Source organism: Micromonospora sp. L32 (genome assembly GCF_052068055.1).
Lineage (GTDB): Bacteria > Actinomycetota > Actinomycetes > Mycobacteriales > Micromonosporaceae > Micromonospora > Micromonospora purpureochromogenes.
The window spans coordinates 52,087-71,590 of sequence record NZ_JBQHDD010000013.1 but is presented as its reverse complement, the minus strand read 5'-3'; the positions used below and the strand labels follow the sequence as shown (position 1 = coordinate 71,590).

Genomic DNA, 19,504 nt, shown 5'->3' with positions numbered 1-19,504 from the left:
TCCTCGCGCTCACTTGACAGCCTTTCCGTCCAGGACCGTCGGCTCGCCGCGCAGGAAGGTCGCCACGATGCGACCCGGCAGCGTCATGCGGGCGTACGGGGTGTTGCGACTGCGGCTGGCCAGCTCCGCGGGCTCGATCACCCGACGGGCGGCCGGGTCGACCAGGGTGAGGTTGGCCGGCACGCCGGGCGCCGGGTCGATGCCGTGCCCGTCGAGCCCGGCGATCCGGGCCGGGGTACGCGACATCCGCTCGGCGATCAGGTCCCACTGCGGCCCGAACACGTCCAGGGCGATCGAGAGCGCCGTCTCCAGGCCGAGCATCCCCGGCCGGGCGTACGCCCACTCGCACTCCTTGTCCTCCACCGCGTGCGGGGCGTGGTCGGTGGCGACGACGTCGATGACGCCCTCGGCCAGCGCGGCCCGCAGCGCGGCGATGTCGGTGGCCGTGCGCAGCGGCGGGTTGACCTTGTAGACCGGGTCGTAGGTGGACGCCTTCTCGTCGGTGAGCAGCAGGTGGTGCGGGGTCACCTCGGCGGTCACCCGCACCCCGCGCGCCTTGGCCTGGCGCAACACCTCGACGCTGCCGGCGGTGGAGACGTGGCAGACGTGCAGCCGGCTGCCGACGTGCTCGGCCAGCAGCACGTCCCGGGCGATGATCGCCTCCTCGGCGACCGCCGGCCAGCCGGTGAGCCCGAGCCGGGTCGAGACCTCACCCTCGTGCATCTGCGCGCCCTCGGTGAGCCGGGGCTCCTCGGCGTGCTGGGCGACGACGCCGTCGAACGCCTTGACGTACTCGAGGGCCCGGCGCATCAGCTTGGGGTCGGCGACGCAGAAGCCGTCGTCGGAGAAGATCCGGACCCGGGCGGCGGAGTCGGCCATCGCGCCCAGCTCGGCCAGCCGCTCGCCGGCCAGCCCGACGGTGACCGCGCCGATCGGCTGCACGTCGACCAGCCCGGCCTCGCGGCCCAGCCGCCAGACCTGCTCGACCACGCCGGCGGTGTCGGCGACCGGGGAGGTGTTGGCCATCGCGCAGACAGCGGTGTAGCCGCCGAGCGCGGCCGCGCGGGAACCCGACTCGACCGTCTCGGCGTCCTCCCGGCCCGGCTCGCGCAGGTGGGTGTGCAGGTCGACCAGGCCGGGCAGGGCGACCAGCCCGGTGCCGTCGACGACGGTGGCCTCCGGCGCGGTCAGCCCGGCGCCGGTCTCGGCGACGACGCCGTCGCGGATCAGCAGGTCGGTCGGCGCGGCGCCGACGACGCTCACGTTGCGGATCAGGTACGAGCTCACAGGTTGTTCCCCCCGAGCAGCAGGTAGAGGACGGCCATCCGCACGGAGACCCCGTTGGCGACCTGTTCGACGATGGTGGAGCGGGGCGAGTCGGCAACCTCGGGCGTGATCTCCATGCCCCGGTTCATCGGGCCCGGGTGCATGACGATCGCGTGCTCGGGCAGCCGGCGCATGCGCGGGCCGTCCAGCCCGTAGCGGCGGGCGTACTCGCGGGCGGAGGGGAAGTAGGAGTCGTTCATCCGCTCCCGCTGCACCCGCAGCATCATCACCACGTCCGACTGCGGCAGCACCGCGTCCAGGTCGTAGGAGACGTCGGTGCCGGGCGCGAGCGCCTGGCCGATGTGCACCGGGATCAGCGTCGGCGGGCCGACCAGGGTGACCTTGGCGCCGAGGGTGGAGAGCAGCAGCACGTTGGAGCGGGCCACCCGGGAGTGCAGCACGTCCCCGACCACCGCCACGTGCAGGCCGGCGAGCCGACCCAGCCGGGAGCGCATCGTGTACGCGTCGAGCAGCGCCTGGGTGGGGTGCTCGTGGGTGCCGTCGCCGGCGTTGACCACCGACCCGTCCACCCAGTTGGCCAGCCGGTGCGGCGCGCCCGAGGCGGGGTGCCGGACGACCACCGCGTCGGCCCCCATCGCCTGGAGGGTGAGCGCGGTGTCCTTCAGGCTCTCCCCCTTGGCCACGCTGGAGCCCTTGGCCGAGAAGTTGATCACGTCGGCGCTGAGCCGCTTGGCGGCCGCCTCGAAGGAGATGCGGGTCCGGGTGGAGTCCTCGTAGAAGAGGTTCACCACGGTCCGGCCGCGCAGGGCGGGGAGCTTCTTGACCTCCCGGCCGGCGACGGTGGCCATCTCGGCGGCGGTGTCGAGGATCTGGGTGGCGGTGGCCGCGTCCAGGTCGGCCCCGGAGAGCAGGTGCCGGATCATGAGGTGGTACCCCCGAAGAGCTTGACCTCGTCGGCACCGTCGGTCTCGGCGAGGGTGACCTTGACGCTCTCGGTGAGCGCGGTCGGGATGTTCTTGCCGACGTAGTCGGCGCGGATCGGCAGCTCGCGGTGGCCGCGGTCGACCAGGACGGCGAGCTGCACGCTGGCCGGCCGGCCGACGTCGTTGAGCGCGTCGAGCGCGGCCCGGACGGTGCGGCCGGAGAAGAGCACGTCGTCGACGAGGATGACCCGCTTGCCGTCGATGCCGCCCGGCGGGAGCTGGGTCGGGCCGACCGCGCGGGTGGCGTGCCGGCGCAGGTCGTCGCGGTAGAGAGTGATGTCGAGCACCCCGACCGGGACGTCGACGTCCTCGAAGGTGCTGATCCGGGCGGCGAGGCGCCTTGCGAGTGGAGCCCCGCGAGTGGGTATGCCGAGCAGGACGGTGTCGGCGGCGCCCTGGGTCTTCTCCAGGATCTGGTGGGCGATCCGGTCGACGACGCGCTGGACGTCGGCACTGGCGAGGATCACCTTCACCGAGGGTTGTCGCGGCGGCGACGACTGGGCAGCCGGTGGGCAGGCCACGGCGGACCTCCTTCCCCGCCTCACGGGACGGGTCGTTAAAGGACGTCTGGGGACTCCGGTCGGATCGCGGACGGCCCGGACCGGGGCTTCGTTCCACGTTACCAGCGGTCACCGGCGCGGCCCCGGGCACCCACTGATCCCCGGATCAGGGCGGTGAAATGGGGATAAGTCCCCCCGCGCTCCCCAACTGTAAGGACACGACCACTTGACCGCGTGTCGCAATCCCCGTACCGTCACGCTCCGTAGCGATCGCTGGGAGAACCCCAAAGCAGCACTGGGAGTGTCCGAATGCCCTCTGAATACGCCAAGTCGCTGGGCGCCCGCCTGCGCTCCATCCGCCAGCAGCAGGGCCTGTCCCTGCAGGGTGTGGAGGAGAAGTCGAACGGGCGGTGGAAGGCCGTGGTGGTCGGCTCGTACGAGCGCGGCGACCGGGCCGTCACCGTGTCCCGCCTGGCGGAGCTGGCCGACTTCTACCGCGTTCCCGTCTCGGAGCTGCTGCCCGACGGCAGCGGGGTGCGGCACGAGCCCACCAGCAAGATCGTCCTGGACCTGGAGCGGCTCTACGACGAGGCCTCCGAGGACCTCGCCTACGTCGCCCGGTACGCCCGCGCCATCCAGCAGCAGCGTGGCGACTACAACGGCCGGGTGCTCTCCATCCGCGCCGACGACCTGCGCGCCCTCGCCATCGTGTACGACGCCTCGCCGTCGGGCCTGATCGAGCGGCTCACCGAGCACGGTGTGCTGGTCGCCGACCCGCGGGCGTTCTTCGCGTCCTGATCCACTGTTCGCAGCAGGGGCCCGTGCCGGACGGCACGGGCCCCTGCTGCGAACTGGTGATCGGGTGCGGTCGGCGGCGGAGCGCCGGCGCGTCGGATCAGCGGGTGGCGTACTCGGCGATCCGGCCGAGGATGCCGTTGAGGAAGCGCGGCGAGTCGTCGGTCGACATCTGCCGGGCCAGCTCCACCGCCTCGCTGATCGCCACCGCGTCGTCGATCTCGTCGACGTAGAGCAGCTCGTAGACCGCGATGCGGGCGAGGTTGCGGTCGACCACCGGCATCCGTTCCAGCGTCCACCCCTCGGCGTAGCTGGCGATCACCTCGTCGATCCGGTCGAGGTGGGCGGCGACCCCCTCGACCAGGCCGACCGCGTAGCCCAGGTGCTCCGGCCGGGGCTTCTCGATCCGCTCGACGTAGCCGGCCAGCACCTCGACCGGGGGCCGGTCACGCAGGTCGGCCTCGTAGAGCACGTCCAGCGCCCGCTTGCGCGCCTTGCGGCGCGACGGCATCTGCTGTTTGGGACCCTCGGCCATCAGGCTCGGCCGAGGTAACGGCCGTCGCGGGTGTCGACCTTGATCTTCTCGCCGGTGGTGATGAAGAGCGGCACCGGCACGGTCGCGCCGGTCTCGACGGTGGCCGGCTTGTTGCCGCCGGTCGACCGGTCGCCCTGCAGACCCGGCTCGGTGTAGGTGACCTCGAGCACGACCGAGGTCGGCAGCTCGATGTAGAGCGGGACACCCTCGTGGGTGGCGACGGTCGCCTCGGCCTCGGGGAGGAGGTAGTTGGCCGCCTCGCCGACGGTGCCGCCGGGGACGGTGATCTGGTCGAACGTCTCCAGATCCATGAAGACGTAGTCCTCGCCGTCGGCGTACAGGTACTGCATGGTGCGCTTGTCGACGGTCGCGGTCTCGACCTTGGTGCCCGCGTTGAAGGTCTTGTCGACGACCTTGCCGGACAGCACGTTCTTCAGCGTCGTGCGGACGAACGCCCCACCCTTACCGGGCTTGACGTGCTGGAACTCGACGACGGCCCAGAGCTCCCCGTCGAGGTTGAGTACCAGGCCGTTCTTGAGGTCGTTGGTGGATGCCATTTCCTGCCTTGATCATCAATTGGCGGACAGACCTGGCAAGTCTACTAGTTGTGTCCAACCGGCGACTCCGCCTCCGGCCGGCCCGTTCCCAGCCCGACCGACGCCGCCCTCCTGACCACCGTGCGTCACCGGCAGGCCCACCCCCGGACACCCCCACCCCCTCCTTTGCTCTGCTGCCCCGGAGGCGACAGTCACCCAGAGTGTCCGCGTCCAAGCAGGGGCCCGGTCGCGCCACGATCCATCTGAGCAGCTCACGTCCGGTGTCGCCGGGAGGGCAGCAGAGCAAAGGCGTCAGGGAAGGTCGGCGGCGGGGAGCCGCACATCACCGAGCGTTGCATGACTCGCCCACCACTGACGGTGATCGTCGAAGACACCACGCCACGCGCGGCGTGCCCGGCCGTCGCCGGCGATCGTGCCGCCGGTCACGCTGTGGCCCGGCGCCCGGTGCCCGGCGCCCGGGGCGCGAGGGTGGGTGCGGCCGCGAGGGTGGCGAGCGGCGCCGCGACGGCGGCGGGCGGCGCCGGTTGCAGGGGACGGTCGGCCGGTCGGGCGACCGTTCAGCCGGTCGCGCCGAGGCGGGTGGCCAGGTGGCGCAGGGCGAGGCGGTAGCCGTCGACGCCCAGGCCGCAGATCACCCCGGTCGCCACGGCGGAGACCACGGAGTGGTGCCGGAACTCCTCCCGGGCGTGGATGTTGGAGATGTGCACCTCCACCAGCGGCCCGTGAAGCATCGCGCAGGCGTCCCGGACGGCGATCGAGTAGTGCGACCAGGCGGCCGGGTTGAGCACCACCGCCGCCTGCTCGTCGGCCGCCTGGTGCAGCCAGCCCAGCAGCTCGTGCTCGGCGTCGGTCTGCCGGACGACCACGTCCAGCCCCAACTCGCGGCCGGTGTCCACACAGAGCGTCACCAGGTCGGCGTAGCTGGTCACGCCGTACACGTCGACCTGCCGGGTGCCGAGCCGGCCCAGGTTCGGCCCGTTCAGCACGTACACCCTCACGAGGCGATCTCCCGGTAGGCGGCGTGCAGCAGCTCGTCGTCCGGCCCTTCCAGGATCGCCGGCCGGGCCAGGGCGTCGAGCACCACGAAGCGCAGGGTGCTGCCCCGGGCCTTCTTGTCCACCCGCATCGCGGCCAGCAGGTCGGGCCAGGCGTCGGCCGGGTAGCTGGTGGGCAGGCCGAGCGCGGCCATCACCGTGCGGTGCCGTTCGGCGGTGGCGGCGTCGAGCCGGCCGGCCAGCCGAGCCAGGGCGCCGGCGAAGACGGTGCCCACCGCTACGGCGTGCCCGTGCCGCCAGCGGTAGCCCTCCACCTTCTCGATCGCGTGCGCCAGGGTGTGGCCGTAGTTGAGCACCTCGCGCAGCCCGGACTCGCGCAGGTCGCCGGAGACCACGTCGGCCTTCACCCGGATCGCCCGCTCGATCAGCTCGCGGGCCACCGGGCCGGTCGGGTCGACGGCGGCGGCCGGGTCCCGCTCGACCAGGTCGAGGATCACCGGGTCGGCGATGAAGCCGCACTTGACCACCTCGGCCATCCCGGCGGCCAGGTCGGCCGGGGGCAGGCTGTCCAGCGTCGCCAGGTCGCAGAGCACGCCGGCCGGTGGGTGGAACGCGCCGACCAGGTTCTTGCCGGCGGCGGTGTTCACGCCGGTCTTGCCACCGACCGCGGCATCCACCATGCCGAGCAGGGAGGTCGCCACCGGCACCCACCGCACTCCGCGCAGCCAGCAGGCGGCGACGAAGCCGGCCAGGTCGGTCACCGCGCCCCCGCCCACCCCGACCACCGCATCGGTACGGGTGAACCCGGCCGCGCCGAGCCGCTCCCAGCAGTCGGCGGCCACCTCGATCCGCTTGCCCGCCTCGGCGTCGGGCACCTCGATCGGCAGCGGGGTCACCCCGACCGCGCGCAGCCGCTCGGCCAGCGTGTCGGCCAGGTCCTTGAGCGGCGGCGCGAACAGCAGCGCGACCCGCTCGGCGCCGGGCAGCAGCCGCGGCGGCGGATCGAGCAGGTCGCGTCCCACGAGCACGTCGTACGGCCGCTCGCCGCCGACCGGAATCCGGGTCACCTCGTCCATCGCAGGGGAGCCTAGTGCAGCCGGCACCGCCGCGACGGCGCTCGTCCACCTGGTGGCAAGCGACATTGCCGGCCACCGGGTACGTTCGGCTCGTAAGGGCCGGGGGTAGGGCGAAGCGGACCGGACCCACGACGGCGGAGGTTCCCCATGGCCACCACGACCATCGACGGCGCCGACATCCGGCTGCCCGCCACCATCCTCGGCGTCGGGCTCGGCGGTTTCGCCGACGGCATCGTCCTGCACCAGGTGCTCCAGTGGCACCACCTGCTCAGCAGCACCGACACCGACAACGTCGGGATCCGGGCGTACCCGGTGGACACGGTTTCCGGCCTGCAGATGAACACCCTCTGGGACGGCATCTTCCACGTGGTCACCTGGGTGGCGGTCCTCACCGGGCTGGCCCTGCTCTACGCCCGGGTGACCCGGTCCCGCGGCCGGCTCTGGCGCTCCCCGGCGCTGTGGGGCTGGGCGCTGGTGGGCTGGGGCCTGTTCAACCTGGTCGAGGGGCTCGTCGACCACCACCTGCTGGGCATCCACCACGTGCACGGCGGCCCCCACCAGACGGCCTGGGACGTCGGCTTCCTGCTGTTCGGCGCGGCGCTGATCGCCGTGGGCTGGGCGGTGCAGCGCCGCGCCGGCACGCTGGACACCTGCGCCGACCGGCGATGACCGGGCAGCACGGCGACGGGGTCGGCCCGCTGCTGCTCGTACCGCTGCTGGTCTTCTGGGTCTACCTGGCCGCGGCGCTGCGCCAGCGGGACCCGGGGCGCGGTGGCTGGAGCCACTGGCGTACCGCGAGCTTCGGTGCGGGCGCCGCGTTGCTCGCGGTGGCCGCGGTGCTGCCCGGCCACGACCTGGTCGGGCACATGTGGCGGCACCTGCTGGTCGGGATGCTGGCGCCGCTCGGGCTGGTGCTCGGCGCGCCCGGCACCCTCGCGCTGCGCACGGTGCGCCGCGACGTCGGGCGGGCGGCGCTGCGGGTGCTGCGCCACCCGGTCCCGCGGGTGGCCGCCCACCCGGTCACCGGCCTGCTGCTCACCGCCGGCGGGCTCTACCTGCTGCACCTGACCCCGCTCTACCGGGCCACCCTGGCCCACCCGGGGCTGCACGACCTGGTGCTGCTGCACTTCCTGGCCAGCGGGTACCTCTTCACCTGGGCGATCGCCGGCCCCGACCCGGGGCCGCACCGCCCCGGGGTGCCGCTGCGGCTGGTCGTGCTGGGGCTGTCGGTGGCCGCGCACGCCACCCTGGCCCAGCTCATGTACGCCGGCCTGGTCGACGCGGCCGCGCCGGTGGCGCAGCTGCGGACGGCGGCGACGCTGATGTACTACGGCGGCGACCTGGCCGAGATCCTGCTCGCCCTCGCCCTGCTGGTCACCTGGCGGCCGGTGGCCCGGCGCGCCCGGTCCGAGCCGCCGCCGGCGCCCGCCTGAACCGGGACCCCGTCCGCCGGTCCCGGCCGGGGCCGCCGTCGGTCCCGGCCGCCGCCGGTCCTGCCGGTGCTACCGGTCCCGGCCAGGCGCGGGCTTCGCCGGGGTCTGGTTCGTCAGTCGGACGGTGGGGCCTCGCCGGGCCGGTCAGCCCAGCCGGCGAGTCGGGTCGCGTGGGCGCGGACGGCGTCGCGCAGCGCGTCCGGGCGGAGCACGGTGAACGGCCAGCCGAGCCCGGCGAGCAGCTGCGCCATCCCGTCGAGGTGCTCGGCGCGGGTCCGCAGCAGCACCCCGTCGGCGACCTCGGCGAGCTCGCCGACGCTGGGCGGAATGCGGCGTCGGGCGGCGACCAGGTCGGTCTCCAGCAGCACCTCGACCGAGTGCGCGTACGGCACGCCGGCCAACGAACGGGTCACCTGCGCCACCGGGTCGAAGTCGTCCGGCACGGCGAAGGTCTCCGGGCCGGTGCTGACCGCGCCGATCCGGTCCAGCCGGAAGGTGCGTACCTCGTCGCGGAGATGGTCGTAACCGGTGACGTACCAGCGGCCGGCGTGGAAGACCAGCCCGTACGGGTCAAGCTGCCGCCGCGACGGGTCACCCCGCCAGGAGCGGTAGTCCAGCGTCACCCGCCGCCGCTGCCGAGCCGCCGCGCCGAGGGTGAGCAGCGTGCCGGTGGCCGGGCGGAGCGCCGGGTCGGTGCGGCGCAGCGTGAAGCCGAGGTGGTCCTGGACGGCGGCGAGCCGCTCCGCGAGGGGAGCCGGCAGCACCCGCCGGACCTTGGCCAGGGCGGTGGCGGTCGCCGGCTCCTCGGTGCCCAGCCCCAGCCGTTCCGCCGCGACCAGGCCGAGCAGCACCGCGACCGCCTCGTCGTCGGTGAGCATCAACGGCGGCAGCTTGTAGCCGGGGCGCAGCCGGTAGCCGCCGTACCGGCCCCGCTCGGCGGTGACCGGGATGCCGAGGTCGACCAGGGTGGCGGCGTACCGGCGCACGGTGCGCTCGTCGACCCGCAGCCGGTCGGCCAGCTCGACGCCGGTGAGCCGGTGGTGGCTCTGGAGCAGTTCGAGCATCGCGAGCACCCGACCGGCGGGATGTGACACGGGCCACCTCGCAATACCGGGCGGAAACTGTCCGGATTCCAGCTTACGGTGTCCGTGGACATCGAGACGAGGGAGATCCGAGATGGCGACGTTCGTGCTGGTGCCGGGGTTCTGGCTGGGCGGCTGGGCGTGGCGGGAGGTGACCGCCGACCTGCGCGGGCGCGGCCACGACGTGTACGCGGTGACGCTGACCGGGGTGGCCGACCGGGCCCACCTGGCCGGCCCGGAGGTGGGCCTGGAGACGCACACCAACGACCTCACCGCGCTCATCGAGGCGGAGGAACTGCGCGACGTGGTGCTGGTCGGGCACTCCGGCGGCGGAATGCCGGTGACCCAGGCGGCCGACCGGATGCCGGACCGGATCGCCCGGGTGGTCTACGTGGAGAGCGGGCCGCTGCCCGACGGCATGTCCCAGTTCGACGTCAACCCGCCGGAGGAGCAGGAGCGGCTGCGCGCGCGGATCGGCGACGGGCACCTGCTGCCGCCGCCGGCCTGGGAGCCGGCCAAGGACCCGCAGAACCTGGCCGGCCTGGACGACGGCGCGCTGGCGCTGCTGCGGCGCCGGTCCACCGGGCACCCGCTGGGCGCGGCGACCGACCCGGTGCGGCGCACCGGGGGGCGGCCGGTGCCGACCGCGCTGGTGGCGTGCACCTTCCCGGTGGAGGTGGCCGCCGCGATGATCGCCGAGGGCCACCCGTTCTTCGCCGGTCTGACCGGCGCCGAGCTGCACGGGCTGCCGACCGGCCACTGGCCGATGCTGAGCGAGCCGAAGGCCCTCGCCGACCTGCTCGACACCATCGCCCGGAGCTGACCGCCGGCCGGGTCAGGGCTTGAGCAGGGCGACGATCTCCGCGGCCAGCTCCGGCGGGGTACGCCCGTCGGTCACCACGGTCGCGGTCGCCACCTCGGCGTAGAGCGGGCGGCGCTGGTCCATCAGGTGCTTGAGGGTGGCCCGCGGGTTGATCGCGAGCAGCGGCCGGCCGGCGCCGAGCCCGACCCGCTTCACCGCGTCGGGCAGCTCCACCGACAGGTGCACCACGGTGTGCCCGACCAGCGCGGCGCGGTTCTCCTCGGCGAGGACCGCGCCGCCGCCGAGGGCGAGCACCCCGCCGTGCGAGGCCAGCGCCGCCGCCACCGCCGCCCGTTCGAGGGTACGGAAGTGCGCCTCCCCCTCGTCGATGAAGATCTCCGGGATCGGCTTGCCGGCCAGGCGCTCGATGTCGGCGTCGGTGTCCCGGAAGTCGACCCCGAGCAGCGCCGCCAGCTCCACGCCGACGGTGGTCTTGCCGGAGCCAGGCGCCCCGACCAGCACGCAGACCGGCTTCGTCACCGGAGCACGCTCCGTCCCGCCGCCGCCCGGCCGGTCACCGGATCACCAGCGCGTCGAGGTACCCGGCGAGGTTGCGGCGGATCTCCGCCACCGAGTCGCCGCCGAACTTCTCGGTGGCCGCCTCGGCCAGCACCAGCGCCACCATCGCCTCGGCGACCACGGCGGCGGCCGGCACGGCACAGACGTCGGAGCGCTGGTTGATGGCGGTGGCCGGCTCGCCGGTGGTCACGTCGACCGTGGCCAGCGCCCGGTTCAGCGAGGAGATCGGCTTCATCGCGGCCTTCACCCGCAGCGGCTCACCGGTGGTGATGCCGCCCTCCAGGCCGCCGGCCCGGTCGGTGACCCGGCGGACGCCGGTGGCGGTGGGCATGATCTCGTCGTGCGCCTCGGAGCCGCGGGAGCGGGCCTGCTGCCAGCCGTCGCCGATCTCCACGCCCTTGATGGCCTGGATGGACATCAGCGCGGTGGCCAGCCGGGCGTCGAGCTTGCGGTCCCACTGCACGTGGCTGCCCAGGCCCGGCGGCACCCCGTACGCCAGCACCTCGACCACGCCGCCGAGGGTGTCGGCGGCCTTCTTCGCGGCGTCGACCTCGGCGACCATCCGGGCGCTCGCCGCCGGGTCCAGGCAGCGCAGCGGGTCGGCGTCGATCCGTTCGGCGTCCTCCGGCCGGGGCCGCAGGCCCGGCTTGGCGGCGACCGGGCCGAGCTCCACCACGTGCGAGACGATCTCGATGCCGAGGGCCTGCTTCACCAGCGCCTTCGCCACCGTGCCGACGGCCACCCGCGCGGCGGTCTCCCGCGCGCTGGCCCGCTCCAGGATGGGCCGCGCGTCGGTGTGGCCGTACTTCTGCATGCCGGCCAGGTCGGCGTGGCCGGGCCGGGGGCGGGTCAGCGGGGCGTTGCGGGCCTGCCGGGCCAGCTCGTCGGGGTCGACCGGGTCGGCGGCCATCACGGTCTGCCACTTCGGCCACTCGGAGTTGCCGACCCGGATGGCGACCGGGCTGCCCAGGGTGACGCCGTGCCGCAGGCCGCCGATGACCTCGACCTCGTCCCGCTCGAACGACATCCGGGCGCCCCGGCCGTAGCCGAGCCGGCGCCGGGCCAGCTCGTCGGAGATCTCCCGGGTGGTCACCTCGATCCCGGCGGGCACCCCCTCGAGCATCGCGACGAGGGCGGGTCCGTGGGATTCACCTGCAGTCAGCCAGCGCAACACAGCGCTCAGTCTGTCACGGTCGGTCGCCGCCCCGACGTGCCGCCCGGCGCGTCCCGCCCTGCGGACGCGGACGTCCGCCGGGCGGGTCACCGGTGGCCCGTCAGACCGTCCGGACCGCGATGATCGACTTGGTCAGGCCGAGCATCCGCTCGGCCCGGATGGTCGAGTCGGGGAAGAGGTAGCGCATCTCGGCCCGACCGATCAGCTCGGTGGTGAGCACCTGCTTCATGGCCTGGTCCCAGGACTTGCCCGGGGTGTAGGCCAGCGGCCACTTGCGGGCCACCGCCACCCGGGCCGGCACCGGCAGGAACTGCATGCCGGGCGCCACCCAGTGCGGCTCCACCGGGAAGTACCGGTACGGGGTCTGCACCCAGTGCCGGGGAGCGAGCGTCCGGATCGCCTCGGCCATCCGGCGGCGCCGCTCGTGCCCGCCCACGTGCTCCAGCACGCTGTTGCTGAACACCAGGTCGTAGCGGCGGCTCAGGATGGCCGGGGGCAGCTCGCAGGCGTCGGCGTGGTCGGCCTCCACCCAGTCGGGCAGCTCCGCCGGCAGCGGCTCCAGGTTGACCACGTGCACGTGCTTCGGGCGTACCGGCACCGTCGACCAGCTGTCGACCCGGCCGCCGAGGTCGAGCACGGACATCTGGGCGAGGTCGGGGAACGTCTCCGACAGCCAGAGCGCCCGCTTCGCCCGGCGCTTCGCGCCGTACGAGTCCGGGGAGTCGACCAGGCGGAAGCGCAGCGCGTTCAGGGAACTCCGGCGGCGTGCCGTCGGGTTGTCGTCGTTGGTCCGGGTCCCGCTCGCCACGGTCAGCTCCCCCAGTCGAAGGTCATGCCCAGCCGGCTGGCCAGGGCCTCGTTGTACGGCGCGTAGTACCGGGTCAGCTCGTCGCGGACCGACCGGTCCATCGCGCTGCTGCGCCGGTCGTTGAAGACCTCGTACCGGTCGAGCTGGTGGGCCGGCAGGCCGAGGAAGTCCAGCACCCGGGCGTAGGTGGCGGCGGGCTCGCGGTACAGCTTCTCGCTGGGCAGGATCAGCAACTGCCCGCGGTCGAAGCGGTCGAGCCACGGCTCCAGGTGCTCCAGGTAGCGGCCCCGGGCCCGGTAGGTGTACCAGTCGTAGGCGGTGCTGACGTACGTCGGGTCGGCGATCAGCATCTCCCGCTCCCCCGCCGTCCGCTCCTCCTCCCGGGCCAGCGCCTCGGCGAAGTCCAGCGGCTCCACTCCCTCGGTCCGCCGCTCCTTCCAGTGCGAGTACGCCCGCTCCACCGGGTCGCGCAGCAGCACGATCAGCTTCACGGCGGGGATCAGGTCCGCCACCCGCCCCGGCGCCTGCGGGTGGAACATGTAGAGCGGCGCGGCCTCCCCCACCCGGGTCGGGCCGCCGTGCCGGCGTTCCAGCGCCCACCGCTGCCGCTGGGTCGGAAAGTGCGAGCGGTACCACGTCTCGCCCCGGGCGAAGGTGTCCTCGAAGTAGTGCGAGGTCTTGGTGTTCCAGGCCGGGAAGAGCCGGGGCACCAGCGGATGCTCCAGCAGGTAGCGCCAGAGCGAGGTGGTGCCGCCGCGTTTGGTGCCGATGATGAGGAAGTCCGGCAGCGGACGCCGGTCGCTGGTGCGCTCCCCGTAGCGGACCAGCGAGGTGCGCACCCCGGCCCGCACCGGGGCGGGCACCAGCGCCTTGACCCTGTCCCGCATCGTCATCTCGTCCTCCTCGTCAGCTCGGCCCACGGCCGAGCAGGGTCGGCGCCGTCGCCCGCGCCCGTCGGCGTACCCCCGGGTGCAGCAGCAGCGCGGCGCCGAGCAGCACCGCGACCCCGAGGGTGAGGAACAGCCCGGCCACGCCCCGGCCGGCGACGGTCGCGCCGGCCGTGGCCAGCACGGCGGTGGCGGTGCCGGCGGCGGCCGCGGCGCGCAGCACCGAGCGGGTGATCAGCGGCTCGCCGACCACCCGGCGGGCGGCCACCGTCGCGATGACGTTCTCCGCCACGATGCCGACCGTCCAGGCCACCGCCGCGCCGAGCGCTCCGTGCGGCGGGATCAGCAGCACGGCCAGCGCCACGTTGAGCAGCAGCCCGGTGGCGGCGGCCAGCAGGTGCCGCCCGCTGCTGCCGCTCATCAGCAGCAGGGTCTGCACGATCCCGGTCCCGGAGTTGACCATCATCGCCCCGGCGAGCACGACCATGGCGGCGGCGCCGGCGGTGAACTCCGCGCCGAACAGCCGCAGGAAACCGGGCGCGAAGACCGCCAGCAGCAGGTAGGCGGGCCAGGAGAGCGCGATGATCACCGCGGTGATCCGCCGGTAGACCAGGGCCGCCTCCCCGGTGCGCCCCTGCCCGAGCAGCCGGGACAGCTGGGGCGCCACGGCCACCCGCAGGCCCTGCATGATGAGCAGGCCCGCGAGGGCGTAGCGGCCGACCGCGCCGATGATGCCGGCCTCGGCCTGGTCGGCGAGCGCGGCGGTGAGCAGCACCGTCAGCCACATGCTGCTGGCGTCGATGGTCGCCGAGGCGGCCCGGGGCAGCGCGAAGCCCCACAGCGTCCGCCAGTCCGCGCCGACCGGGCGCAGCGCGGCGCCGGCCCCCAGGCCCAGCGGCCGGGCCAGCAGCGCCGCGCAGACCAGCACGGCCACGGCGATCGGGGCGAGCCAGCCGGCGAAGGCCACCGTCACCCCCGCGCCGGCGAGCAGCGCCGCCGAAACCAGGGCCGGGCGGGCCGCCGGCACGAAGACGTACTGCACCGCCACCAGGGCGGCGACCGGTCGCACCGCCCGCACGGCGGCCAGCAGCACCGTGGTCGCCACCACGAACGGCAGGCCGGCGAAGGCCAGCCGGAGCAGGCCGGCCCCCGCATGCGTGCCCGGGTCGAACAGCACCGGCGCGAGCGCCCCGGAGAGGGCCACGCCGGCCATCGCCACGACCACCGTGAACAACAGCGCGGGAAGCAGGGCTACGGGCAGCAGCCGGGCGGCGTCACCGTCGCGACCCGTCCGGCGCCGGGGCAGGGCCCAGACCAGCGCGGTGTCGGCGCCGGCGCAACAGAGCACACCCATGATCGCCACCACGCCGATCGCGGTGAACATCGCGCCGGACCCGGCCGGCCCCAACCCACGGACGATCACCACGGTCAGCACGAAGCCCAGCAGGCCGTTGACCGCCGCGCCGGCCAGCCCGACCATCCCGCTGCGCGTGCTGCGGCGTACCTCCCGCTCACCGGCCGACCCACCGGCGTCCGCGACGGCCGTGGCGGCCGCGCCGGTCGGCCGCGTACCCGGATCGGTCATGCCGTCCCTCCCTGGCGTGGCGCGTCCGCGACCGGCCGGTCCGGCTCGGACGCCGGCGGCCGGGCCGCCTCGGCCGCCGCCGGCACGGTCGGGGCCGGCGCAGCGGGCGCAGGGGGCGGGGTGGCCGCGGCCCGGGGCGCGGGCACGCCGGCCGTGACCTCCGCCGCCGTCGTTGCCGGCGGGGCGGCCGACGGAGGTGGGGCGGTCGCGGATCGCGGTGCCGGCACGACCGGCGTGGCATTCGGGGCCGGGATCGACGCAGGCGGCGTGGCCGGCGCGGATCGCGGCGCCGGCACGACCGGCGCGGCGCTCGGGGCCGGGACGGTCGCGGGAGGCACGGCCGGCGGGGCCGGCGGTTGCGGCATGCGCAGCGGGACGGCGGCCACCCCGGTCGCCGGCGGCGGCGCGGGCGGGGGCACCGGCGGCGCCGGCACCGTGGCCCGGCCGATCCCCCGGGTACGCCAGGGCGCCAGCGGCACCGGTTGGGCCATGGTGGACGGGCCGGTCGGCGCCCGGTTGACCGGCCCGCCGACCGCCGCCAACCCGGCCCCGACCGCGAAGAAGATCACCGACAGGTTCGGGTCGATGTAGGCGTATACCGGGATGACCACCAGCGCGATCACCGGGACGGTGCTCAGCCAGTGCCCGGCCGGCGAGACCGCGGCGGCCAGCCGCCGGGCCACCAGCACCAGCCAGCCGAGGAAGACCACCAGCGCCGGGATGCCGTGGCTGTAGAGGATCTGCCAGATGAGGCCCTGGGTGCCCAGCGGCTCCTCGGCGAGGGTGGTGTCCACGCTCTTGGGCGCGCCGTACCCGAGCAGCGGCGAGCGCTCCACCGCCTGCCAGGTCCGCACGTAGAGGTCCATCCGGTCGACGTTGGTGTCGGTGCTGCTGACCCGGGCGTCGATCATCTCCTGCACCGGCACGACCAGGCTGACCACCCAGACCAGCACCACCAGCCCGCCGATCGAGACGATCAGCCGGGCGTTGCCCCGGACCAGGGCGCGCAGGCCCAGGTAGAGCAGGCCGGCGCCGAGGCCGAGGAACATGCCCCGGTTGAGCGTCAGGAACGCCGGCACCACCGACAGCGGCAGCGACACCCACAGCGCCACCCGGAACCGCCCGGTACGCACCGAGGTCAGGTACGCCAGCACGCAGGGCACCAGCAACGCGTACGCGGTACCCCAGTTGTTGGTGTACGGATACGGCGCCGCGGTGCGGTAGATCGGCGTGCGCGACTGCGGGTTGAACTCGTTGGCCCGTACGTGGGTCAGCGCCTGGATGAACCGCTCCCCCGAGATGCTCTGCGGCAGGGCCATCTCCACCGGGGTGGTCAGGGCGAAGGTAGGCATCAGCACGGCCAGCCAACCCAGCGCCACCACGCCCAGCCAGTACCAGCCCAGCGGGCGCAGCACCCGGTCCCACCGGGTGCCGTCGCGGACCAGGGTGTGCACGTACACGCAGACCACCAGCGCGGTCGCCAGGAAGCCGAAGCGCAGCCCGAAGGTGAGGTAGGCGGTGGCCCGGTCCAGCCGGGTGGCGCTGAGCAGCACCAGGGTGAGGAAGACCAGCCAGGCAGCGCTGCCGGGGGGCAGCGCGACCCGGCCGCGGGTGACCAGCAGGGCGAGCAGCACCACCCCGAAGACCGACCAGCCGAGGTAGAACGCGCCCAGCGCCCACCAGAGCGGCATCAGGGCGAACATGGCCGTCAGCGGCCAGACGGGCAGCGGCGGCGCGGTCGCCCCGGGCCGCCGGTCAGACACCCCGGCCCCGGCGCTGGGCCAGCCGGAGCACCCGCTCCCCGGAGAGCAGGCCGAGCACCACCGGCACGGTCACCAGCACCCGCTTCTCGCGGGGGTTGAGCCGGACCACCCGGCCCAGCTCGCGCAGCGCCTCCCGGCGCCGCCGCCCGGAGGCGAGCGCGAAGGCGATCTGGCCGTGCAGCCGGGCCAGGCCGGTCCGGCTGCCGGCCAGCTCCGGGTGCTTGTCCAGCAGGTAGCGGGTGGCCTCGACGATCATGGCCCAGCGGCCGAAGAAGAACGACCCGCCGTGCCAGTCCACCACCACCAGCACCTCCGGCACGATCACCACCGGCCCGTGCGCGGCCACCCGCAGCAGCCACTCGTAGTCCTCGCCGTAGCCGCCCGGCAGCTCCTCGTCGACCGGGCCGACCGCGTCCCAGGTGGACCGCCGGACCAGGATGGTGCTGGAGTGCACCTCCATCACCCGGTCCTCGACGAAGTCGGGCAGGCCGACCTCGGCCCGGTCCAGGCGCCGCTCCTTGGCGATGCCCGGGCCCTCCAGCCGGATGCCGCAGCTCGCGGCGGCGGCGTCGGGGCGGGCCGCCAGCAGCTCCACCTGCCAGGCGAGCTTGGCCGGCAGCCAGAAGTCGTCGTCGTCGCAGAACGCGATGAGGTCGCTGGTCGCCTCGTCCGCGCCGGTGTTACGGCCGCCGGGCAGCCCGCGCCGGTGCGTGTTGGCGACGTACCGCAGGGTGCGCCCGGCCGGTACGGCCAGGTCGAGCGGGCGGATCTCGGTGTGGTCGTACACCACCAGGCACTCGACCGGCCCCGGGTAGTCCTGGTCGAGCACCGCCCGCACGGCCCGCTCCAGCAGCCCAGGCCGGTCCCGGGTGGCCACCACCACGGTCACCGGGGGGTACGCCGTCGCGGCGCCCGGCTGGTCGCGGTCAGTCACGGCCGTCTCCCGTCAGCACGAACCCGACCGGCTCCACCCCGACGGCGCGCAGCCGGTCCACCAGCTGGGTCAGCTGACCCGTCCGGGTCCGGTCCCGGGCCGCGACCAGCAGCGCCCGGCCCTCCCGCGCGGCCCGGACCCCGCGCTCGTCGTGCAGCGCGGGCGGCGCGTCCAGCACGGTGAGCCCCTCCGAGGAGGTGCCGTCCAGGTCGACGAGGCGGACCTTGCCGGTGCCGATCCGCAGCTCCTGCCCGTCGGTCGCCGCGCCGTCGGCAGCCGGCCGGGCGGTCGGGATGATCTCCGTCTTGTCCTCCGGCGTGGTGGTGGAGCGGTACACCGCGCCGTTCTTCGCCTCGGCGGGGGTGGGGAACGGTCGGGGCTTGCGGACCGCCGGGATCACGGCGGTGTCCTCCGGCCCGGCGGCCGTCATCGCCGGGGTGGTGGCGGGCACCGGGCGGGGACGGGGCAGCGGGCGGGAGCGGGCCGGCTCCACCGGCGGGTTGCGGCGCTGCGCGTCCAGCATCAGCGGGCGGATCCGGTCCAGGCTCTCCGGCGTGACACCGAGGCGTACGTCGTGGCCGGCGGCGGCCAGCACCGCGGCGAGCCCGGCGGTGACCTGCTCGCGGCCCTCGTCGGTCGCCGAGGAGAGCACCACCAGCGGGGTCCGCTGCGGCCCGTCGACCCAGCGACCCAGGGCCAGCACGAGGTAGCGCAGGTCCGACTCGTCCGGCTGGCCGCCCCGGCGGCACCGCACCGTGCCGAGCAACGGCGCGCCGATCGTCGCGGCGGCCTCGGCGGCGGTGCGCACCCGGCGGTCCAGGGACTCCCGGACGAAGGCCACCAGCCCGCCGAGGAGCAGCCCGCCGAGCAGGCCGGCGACCAGGAGCAGCGGCGCCGCGTCCCGGCTGGAGGGCACCGGGGTACGGGCGGCGCTGGTCACCGAGCCGGGGCTCAGGTCGGCGGAGGCCACCTTGGACCGCTGCTCGGCGAGGGTGGCGAGCTGGTCGTTGAGCGCCCGCAGCTGGTCCAGCAGGGCGCTGGTGCGCGGGGACGGGTTGCTGGAGCTCTGGTTGGCCGGCAGCGACCGCTGCGTCGTCGTGCGCTGGGCGGTGACCAGGTCGATCGTGTCGTCGTACGACTTGAGCACCGCGGCGCGCTGGTTCTCGTACATGCCCTTGCGCAGTTCCAGGTACGACTCGGCGGCGCCGTTCGCGCCGTCCACCGCCTCGCGCTCGCTGTGCCCGGCGTAGCTGAAGCGCATCACCTGCCCACCGACCGGGGTCTCCACCTCCAGGGCGTCGGCCACCTCCTTGGTGTCCCGCCCGGTGATGCCGGCGACCTTGTCGATGACGTCGTTGCTGGTGGCGATCCCGCTCTCGGCCGTCATGTTCACCGCGCGGTCGGCGCCGCCGGACGGCACCGAGAACGGGTCGGTCACCACCGGCCGGACCACCACGGCCGTGGTCCCGGTGTAGGTGGCGGGCAGCACGAACAGGTAGGCCAGCACGGCCGCCAGCACCAGCGCCGCGGAGGCGAGCACGATCCGCCACCGCCGCAGCGGGATGCGGGCCAGCTCGACGAGGCCGACCGGGCGTTGCCGGGCGGAAGCGACGTCGGTCACGTCCATCAGGTCAGGTCCTTGCGCGATGAGGAAGGGGTGGCCGGCACCGGCCGGGTGACGACCGCGCCGGGGCCGGTGGGTCGTCTCATTGTCGCCGACCGTTCACCC

Annotated in this window: 20 protein-coding genes; 4 read left to right on the top strand and 16 right to left on the bottom strand. The window is 74.6% G+C overall.

The window, feature by feature from the left end; all coding sequences use genetic code 11:
* Positions 1-9 precede the first annotated feature (9 nt).
* The 3 genes from ACTMTB_RS28060 to pyrR are packed head-to-tail and all read right to left on the bottom strand — an operon-like array spanning position 10 to position 2,791.
* Complete coding sequence (locus tag ACTMTB_RS28060; RefSeq protein ID WP_441149186.1) at positions 10-1,287, bottom strand: dihydroorotase; 1,278 nt, start codon at positions 1,285-1,287, stop codon at positions 10-12.
* On the bottom strand, positions 1,284-2,210 hold the full coding sequence (locus tag ACTMTB_RS28055; protein ID WP_154938070.1) for an aspartate carbamoyltransferase catalytic subunit: 927 nt from the start codon (positions 2,208-2,210) through the stop codon (positions 1,284-1,286). The genes ACTMTB_RS28060 and ACTMTB_RS28055 overlap by 4 nt, the downstream gene beginning before the upstream one ends.
* Positions 2,207-2,791, bottom strand: coding sequence for a bifunctional pyr operon transcriptional regulator/uracil phosphoribosyltransferase PyrR (pyrR, locus tag ACTMTB_RS28050; protein ID WP_280837108.1), 585 nt, complete (start codon positions 2,789-2,791; stop codon positions 2,207-2,209). The genes ACTMTB_RS28055 and pyrR overlap by 4 nt, the downstream gene beginning before the upstream one ends.
* Positions 2,792-3,079: 288 nt before the next feature.
* On the opposite strand from pyrR, the gene bldD reads away from it, so the two are divergent.
* Positions 3,080-3,568, top strand: a complete 489-nt coding sequence (bldD, locus tag ACTMTB_RS28045; protein WP_013285505.1) for a transcriptional regulator BldD — start codon at positions 3,080-3,082, stop codon at positions 3,566-3,568.
* A 97-nt stretch (positions 3,569-3,665) separates the two neighbouring features.
* Here the strand turns inward: bldD and nusB are convergent, their stop codons facing one another.
* From nusB to aroB, 4 genes are all read right to left on the bottom strand, one after another.
* Positions 3,666-4,076, bottom strand: a complete 411-nt coding sequence (gene nusB, locus ACTMTB_RS28040; RefSeq protein WP_172894702.1) for a transcription antitermination factor NusB — start codon at positions 4,074-4,076, stop codon at positions 3,666-3,668.
* Positions 4,077-4,099: 23 nt separating this feature from the next.
* Entirely contained in the window at positions 4,100-4,657 is a 558-nt protein-coding gene (efp, locus tag ACTMTB_RS28035) for an elongation factor P (protein WP_088962732.1), read from the bottom strand.
* 557 nt (positions 4,658-5,214) lie between these two features.
* The gene (gene aroQ / locus ACTMTB_RS28030) at positions 5,215-5,655 is read right to left on the bottom strand and encodes a type II 3-dehydroquinate dehydratase (RefSeq protein WP_441149185.1); all 441 of its coding nucleotides are present in this window, start codon (positions 5,653-5,655) and stop codon (positions 5,215-5,217) included.
* Complete coding sequence (gene aroB / locus ACTMTB_RS28025) at positions 5,652-6,728, bottom strand: 3-dehydroquinate synthase (RefSeq protein WP_441149184.1); 1,077 nt, start codon at positions 6,726-6,728, stop codon at positions 5,652-5,654. Before aroB ends, aroQ begins: the two co-directional genes overlap by 4 nt.
* 147 nt (positions 6,729-6,875) lie before the next feature.
* On the opposite strand from aroB, the gene ACTMTB_RS28020 reads away from it, so the two are divergent.
* Together ACTMTB_RS28020 and ACTMTB_RS28015 are read left to right on the top strand one after the other, a co-directional pair.
* Positions 6,876-7,397: a DUF2243 domain-containing protein gene (locus ACTMTB_RS28020; protein ID WP_441149183.1), complete on the top strand. Its 522-nt coding sequence runs from the start codon at positions 6,876-6,878 to the stop codon at positions 7,395-7,397.
* The gene (locus ACTMTB_RS28015; RefSeq protein ID WP_441149182.1) at positions 7,394-8,161 is read left to right on the top strand and encodes a cytochrome c oxidase assembly protein; all 768 of its coding nucleotides are present in this window, start codon (positions 7,394-7,396) and stop codon (positions 8,159-8,161) included. The genes ACTMTB_RS28020 and ACTMTB_RS28015 overlap by 4 nt, the downstream gene beginning before the upstream one ends.
* Before the next feature lie 113 nt (positions 8,162-8,274).
* On the opposite strand, the gene ACTMTB_RS28010 is transcribed toward ACTMTB_RS28015, so the two are convergent.
* Complete coding sequence (locus ACTMTB_RS28010) at positions 8,275-9,255, bottom strand: helix-turn-helix transcriptional regulator (protein ID WP_441149181.1); 981 nt, start codon at positions 9,253-9,255, stop codon at positions 8,275-8,277.
* Positions 9,256-9,337: 82 nt separating this feature from the next.
* Here ACTMTB_RS28010 and ACTMTB_RS28005 point away from each other — a divergent pair, with 82 nt between their 5' ends.
* Positions 9,338-10,066 carry an alpha/beta fold hydrolase gene (locus ACTMTB_RS28005; protein WP_441149180.1) on the top strand — a complete coding sequence of 243 codons (729 nt, stop codon included), beginning with the start codon at positions 9,338-9,340 and terminating at the stop codon, positions 10,064-10,066.
* Positions 10,067-10,078: 12 nt separating this feature from the next.
* Here the strand turns inward: ACTMTB_RS28005 and ACTMTB_RS28000 are convergent, their stop codons facing one another.
* The 8 genes from ACTMTB_RS28000 to ACTMTB_RS27965 form a co-directional block, all read right to left on the bottom strand.
* Positions 10,079-10,585: a shikimate kinase gene (locus ACTMTB_RS28000; protein ID WP_441149179.1), complete on the bottom strand. Its 507-nt coding sequence runs from the start codon at positions 10,583-10,585 to the stop codon at positions 10,079-10,081.
* A gap of 34 nt (positions 10,586-10,619) precedes the next feature.
* Positions 10,620-11,798 (bottom strand): chorismate synthase, encoded by a 1,179-nt coding sequence (aroC, locus tag ACTMTB_RS27995; RefSeq protein WP_441149178.1) that lies wholly within the window; start codon positions 11,796-11,798, stop codon positions 10,620-10,622.
* Between the two features lie 100 nt (positions 11,799-11,898).
* On the bottom strand, positions 11,899-12,441 hold the full coding sequence (locus tag ACTMTB_RS27990) for a class I SAM-dependent methyltransferase (protein WP_441149241.1): 543 nt from the start codon (positions 12,439-12,441) through the stop codon (positions 11,899-11,901).
* 167 nt (positions 12,442-12,608) lie between these two features.
* Positions 12,609-13,493 (bottom strand): sulfotransferase domain-containing protein, encoded by an 885-nt coding sequence (locus tag ACTMTB_RS27985; protein ID WP_441149240.1) that lies wholly within the window; start codon positions 13,491-13,493, stop codon positions 12,609-12,611.
* Positions 13,494-13,512: 19 nt separating this feature from the next.
* Positions 13,513-15,078: a lipopolysaccharide biosynthesis protein gene (locus ACTMTB_RS27980; protein ID WP_441149177.1), complete on the bottom strand. Its 1,566-nt coding sequence runs from the start codon at positions 15,076-15,078 to the stop codon at positions 13,513-13,515.
* Complete coding sequence (locus tag ACTMTB_RS27975; protein ID WP_441149176.1) at positions 15,075-16,841, bottom strand: O-antigen ligase family protein; 1,767 nt, start codon at positions 16,839-16,841, stop codon at positions 15,075-15,077. The genes ACTMTB_RS27980 and ACTMTB_RS27975 overlap by 4 nt, the downstream gene beginning before the upstream one ends.
* Positions 16,834-17,775, bottom strand: coding sequence for a glycosyltransferase family 2 protein (locus ACTMTB_RS27970; protein ID WP_441149175.1), 942 nt, complete (start codon positions 17,773-17,775; stop codon positions 16,834-16,836). Before ACTMTB_RS27970 ends, ACTMTB_RS27975 begins: the two co-directional genes overlap by 8 nt.
* Positions 17,768-19,402, bottom strand: a complete 1,635-nt coding sequence (locus tag ACTMTB_RS27965; RefSeq protein WP_441149174.1) for a Wzz/FepE/Etk N-terminal domain-containing protein — start codon at positions 19,400-19,402, stop codon at positions 17,768-17,770. The genes ACTMTB_RS27970 and ACTMTB_RS27965 overlap by 8 nt, the downstream gene beginning before the upstream one ends.
* Between the last annotated feature and the right edge of the window lie 102 nt (positions 19,403-19,504).

What these genes read in the sequence shown, in the direction of transcription:
- ACTMTB_RS28055 (WP_154938070.1), bottom strand. Translation starts at nt 2,210, where the DNA reads ATGATCCGGCACCTGCTCTCCGGGGCCGACCTGGACGCGGCCACCGCC.
- bldD (WP_013285505.1), top strand. Translation starts at nt 3,080, where the DNA reads ATGCCCTCTGAATACGCCAAGTCGCTGGGCGCCCGCCTGCGCTCCATC.
- nusB (WP_172894702.1), bottom strand. Translation starts at nt 4,076, where the DNA reads ATGCCGTCGCGCCGCAAGGCGCGCAAGCGGGCGCTGGACGTGCTCTAC.
- efp (WP_088962732.1), bottom strand. Translation starts at nt 4,657, where the DNA reads ATGGCATCCACCAACGACCTCAAGAACGGCCTGGTACTCAACCTCGAC.
- aroB (WP_441149184.1), bottom strand. Translation starts at nt 6,728, where the DNA reads ATGGACGAGGTGACCCGGATTCCGGTCGGCGGCGAGCGGCCGTACGAC.
- ACTMTB_RS28020 (WP_441149183.1), top strand. Translation starts at nt 6,876, where the DNA reads ATGGCCACCACGACCATCGACGGCGCCGACATCCGGCTGCCCGCCACC.
- ACTMTB_RS28015 (WP_441149182.1), top strand. Translation starts at nt 7,394, where the DNA reads ATGACCGGGCAGCACGGCGACGGGGTCGGCCCGCTGCTGCTCGTACCG.
- ACTMTB_RS28005 (WP_441149180.1), top strand. Translation starts at nt 9,338, where the DNA reads ATGGCGACGTTCGTGCTGGTGCCGGGGTTCTGGCTGGGCGGCTGGGCG.
- ACTMTB_RS27990 (WP_441149241.1), bottom strand. Translation starts at nt 12,441, where the DNA reads ATGTCCGTGCTCGACCTCGGCGGCCGGGTCGACAGCTGGTCGACGGTG.
- ACTMTB_RS27985 (WP_441149240.1), bottom strand. Translation starts at nt 13,493, where the DNA reads ATGCGGGACAGGGTCAAGGCGCTGGTGCCCGCCCCGGTGCGGGCCGGG.
- ACTMTB_RS27980 (WP_441149177.1), bottom strand. Translation starts at nt 15,078, where the DNA reads ATGACCGATCCGGGTACGCGGCCGACCGGCGCGGCCGCCACGGCCGTC.
- ACTMTB_RS27965 (WP_441149174.1), bottom strand. Translation starts at nt 19,402, where the DNA reads ATGGACGTGACCGACGTCGCTTCCGCCCGGCAACGCCCGGTCGGCCTC.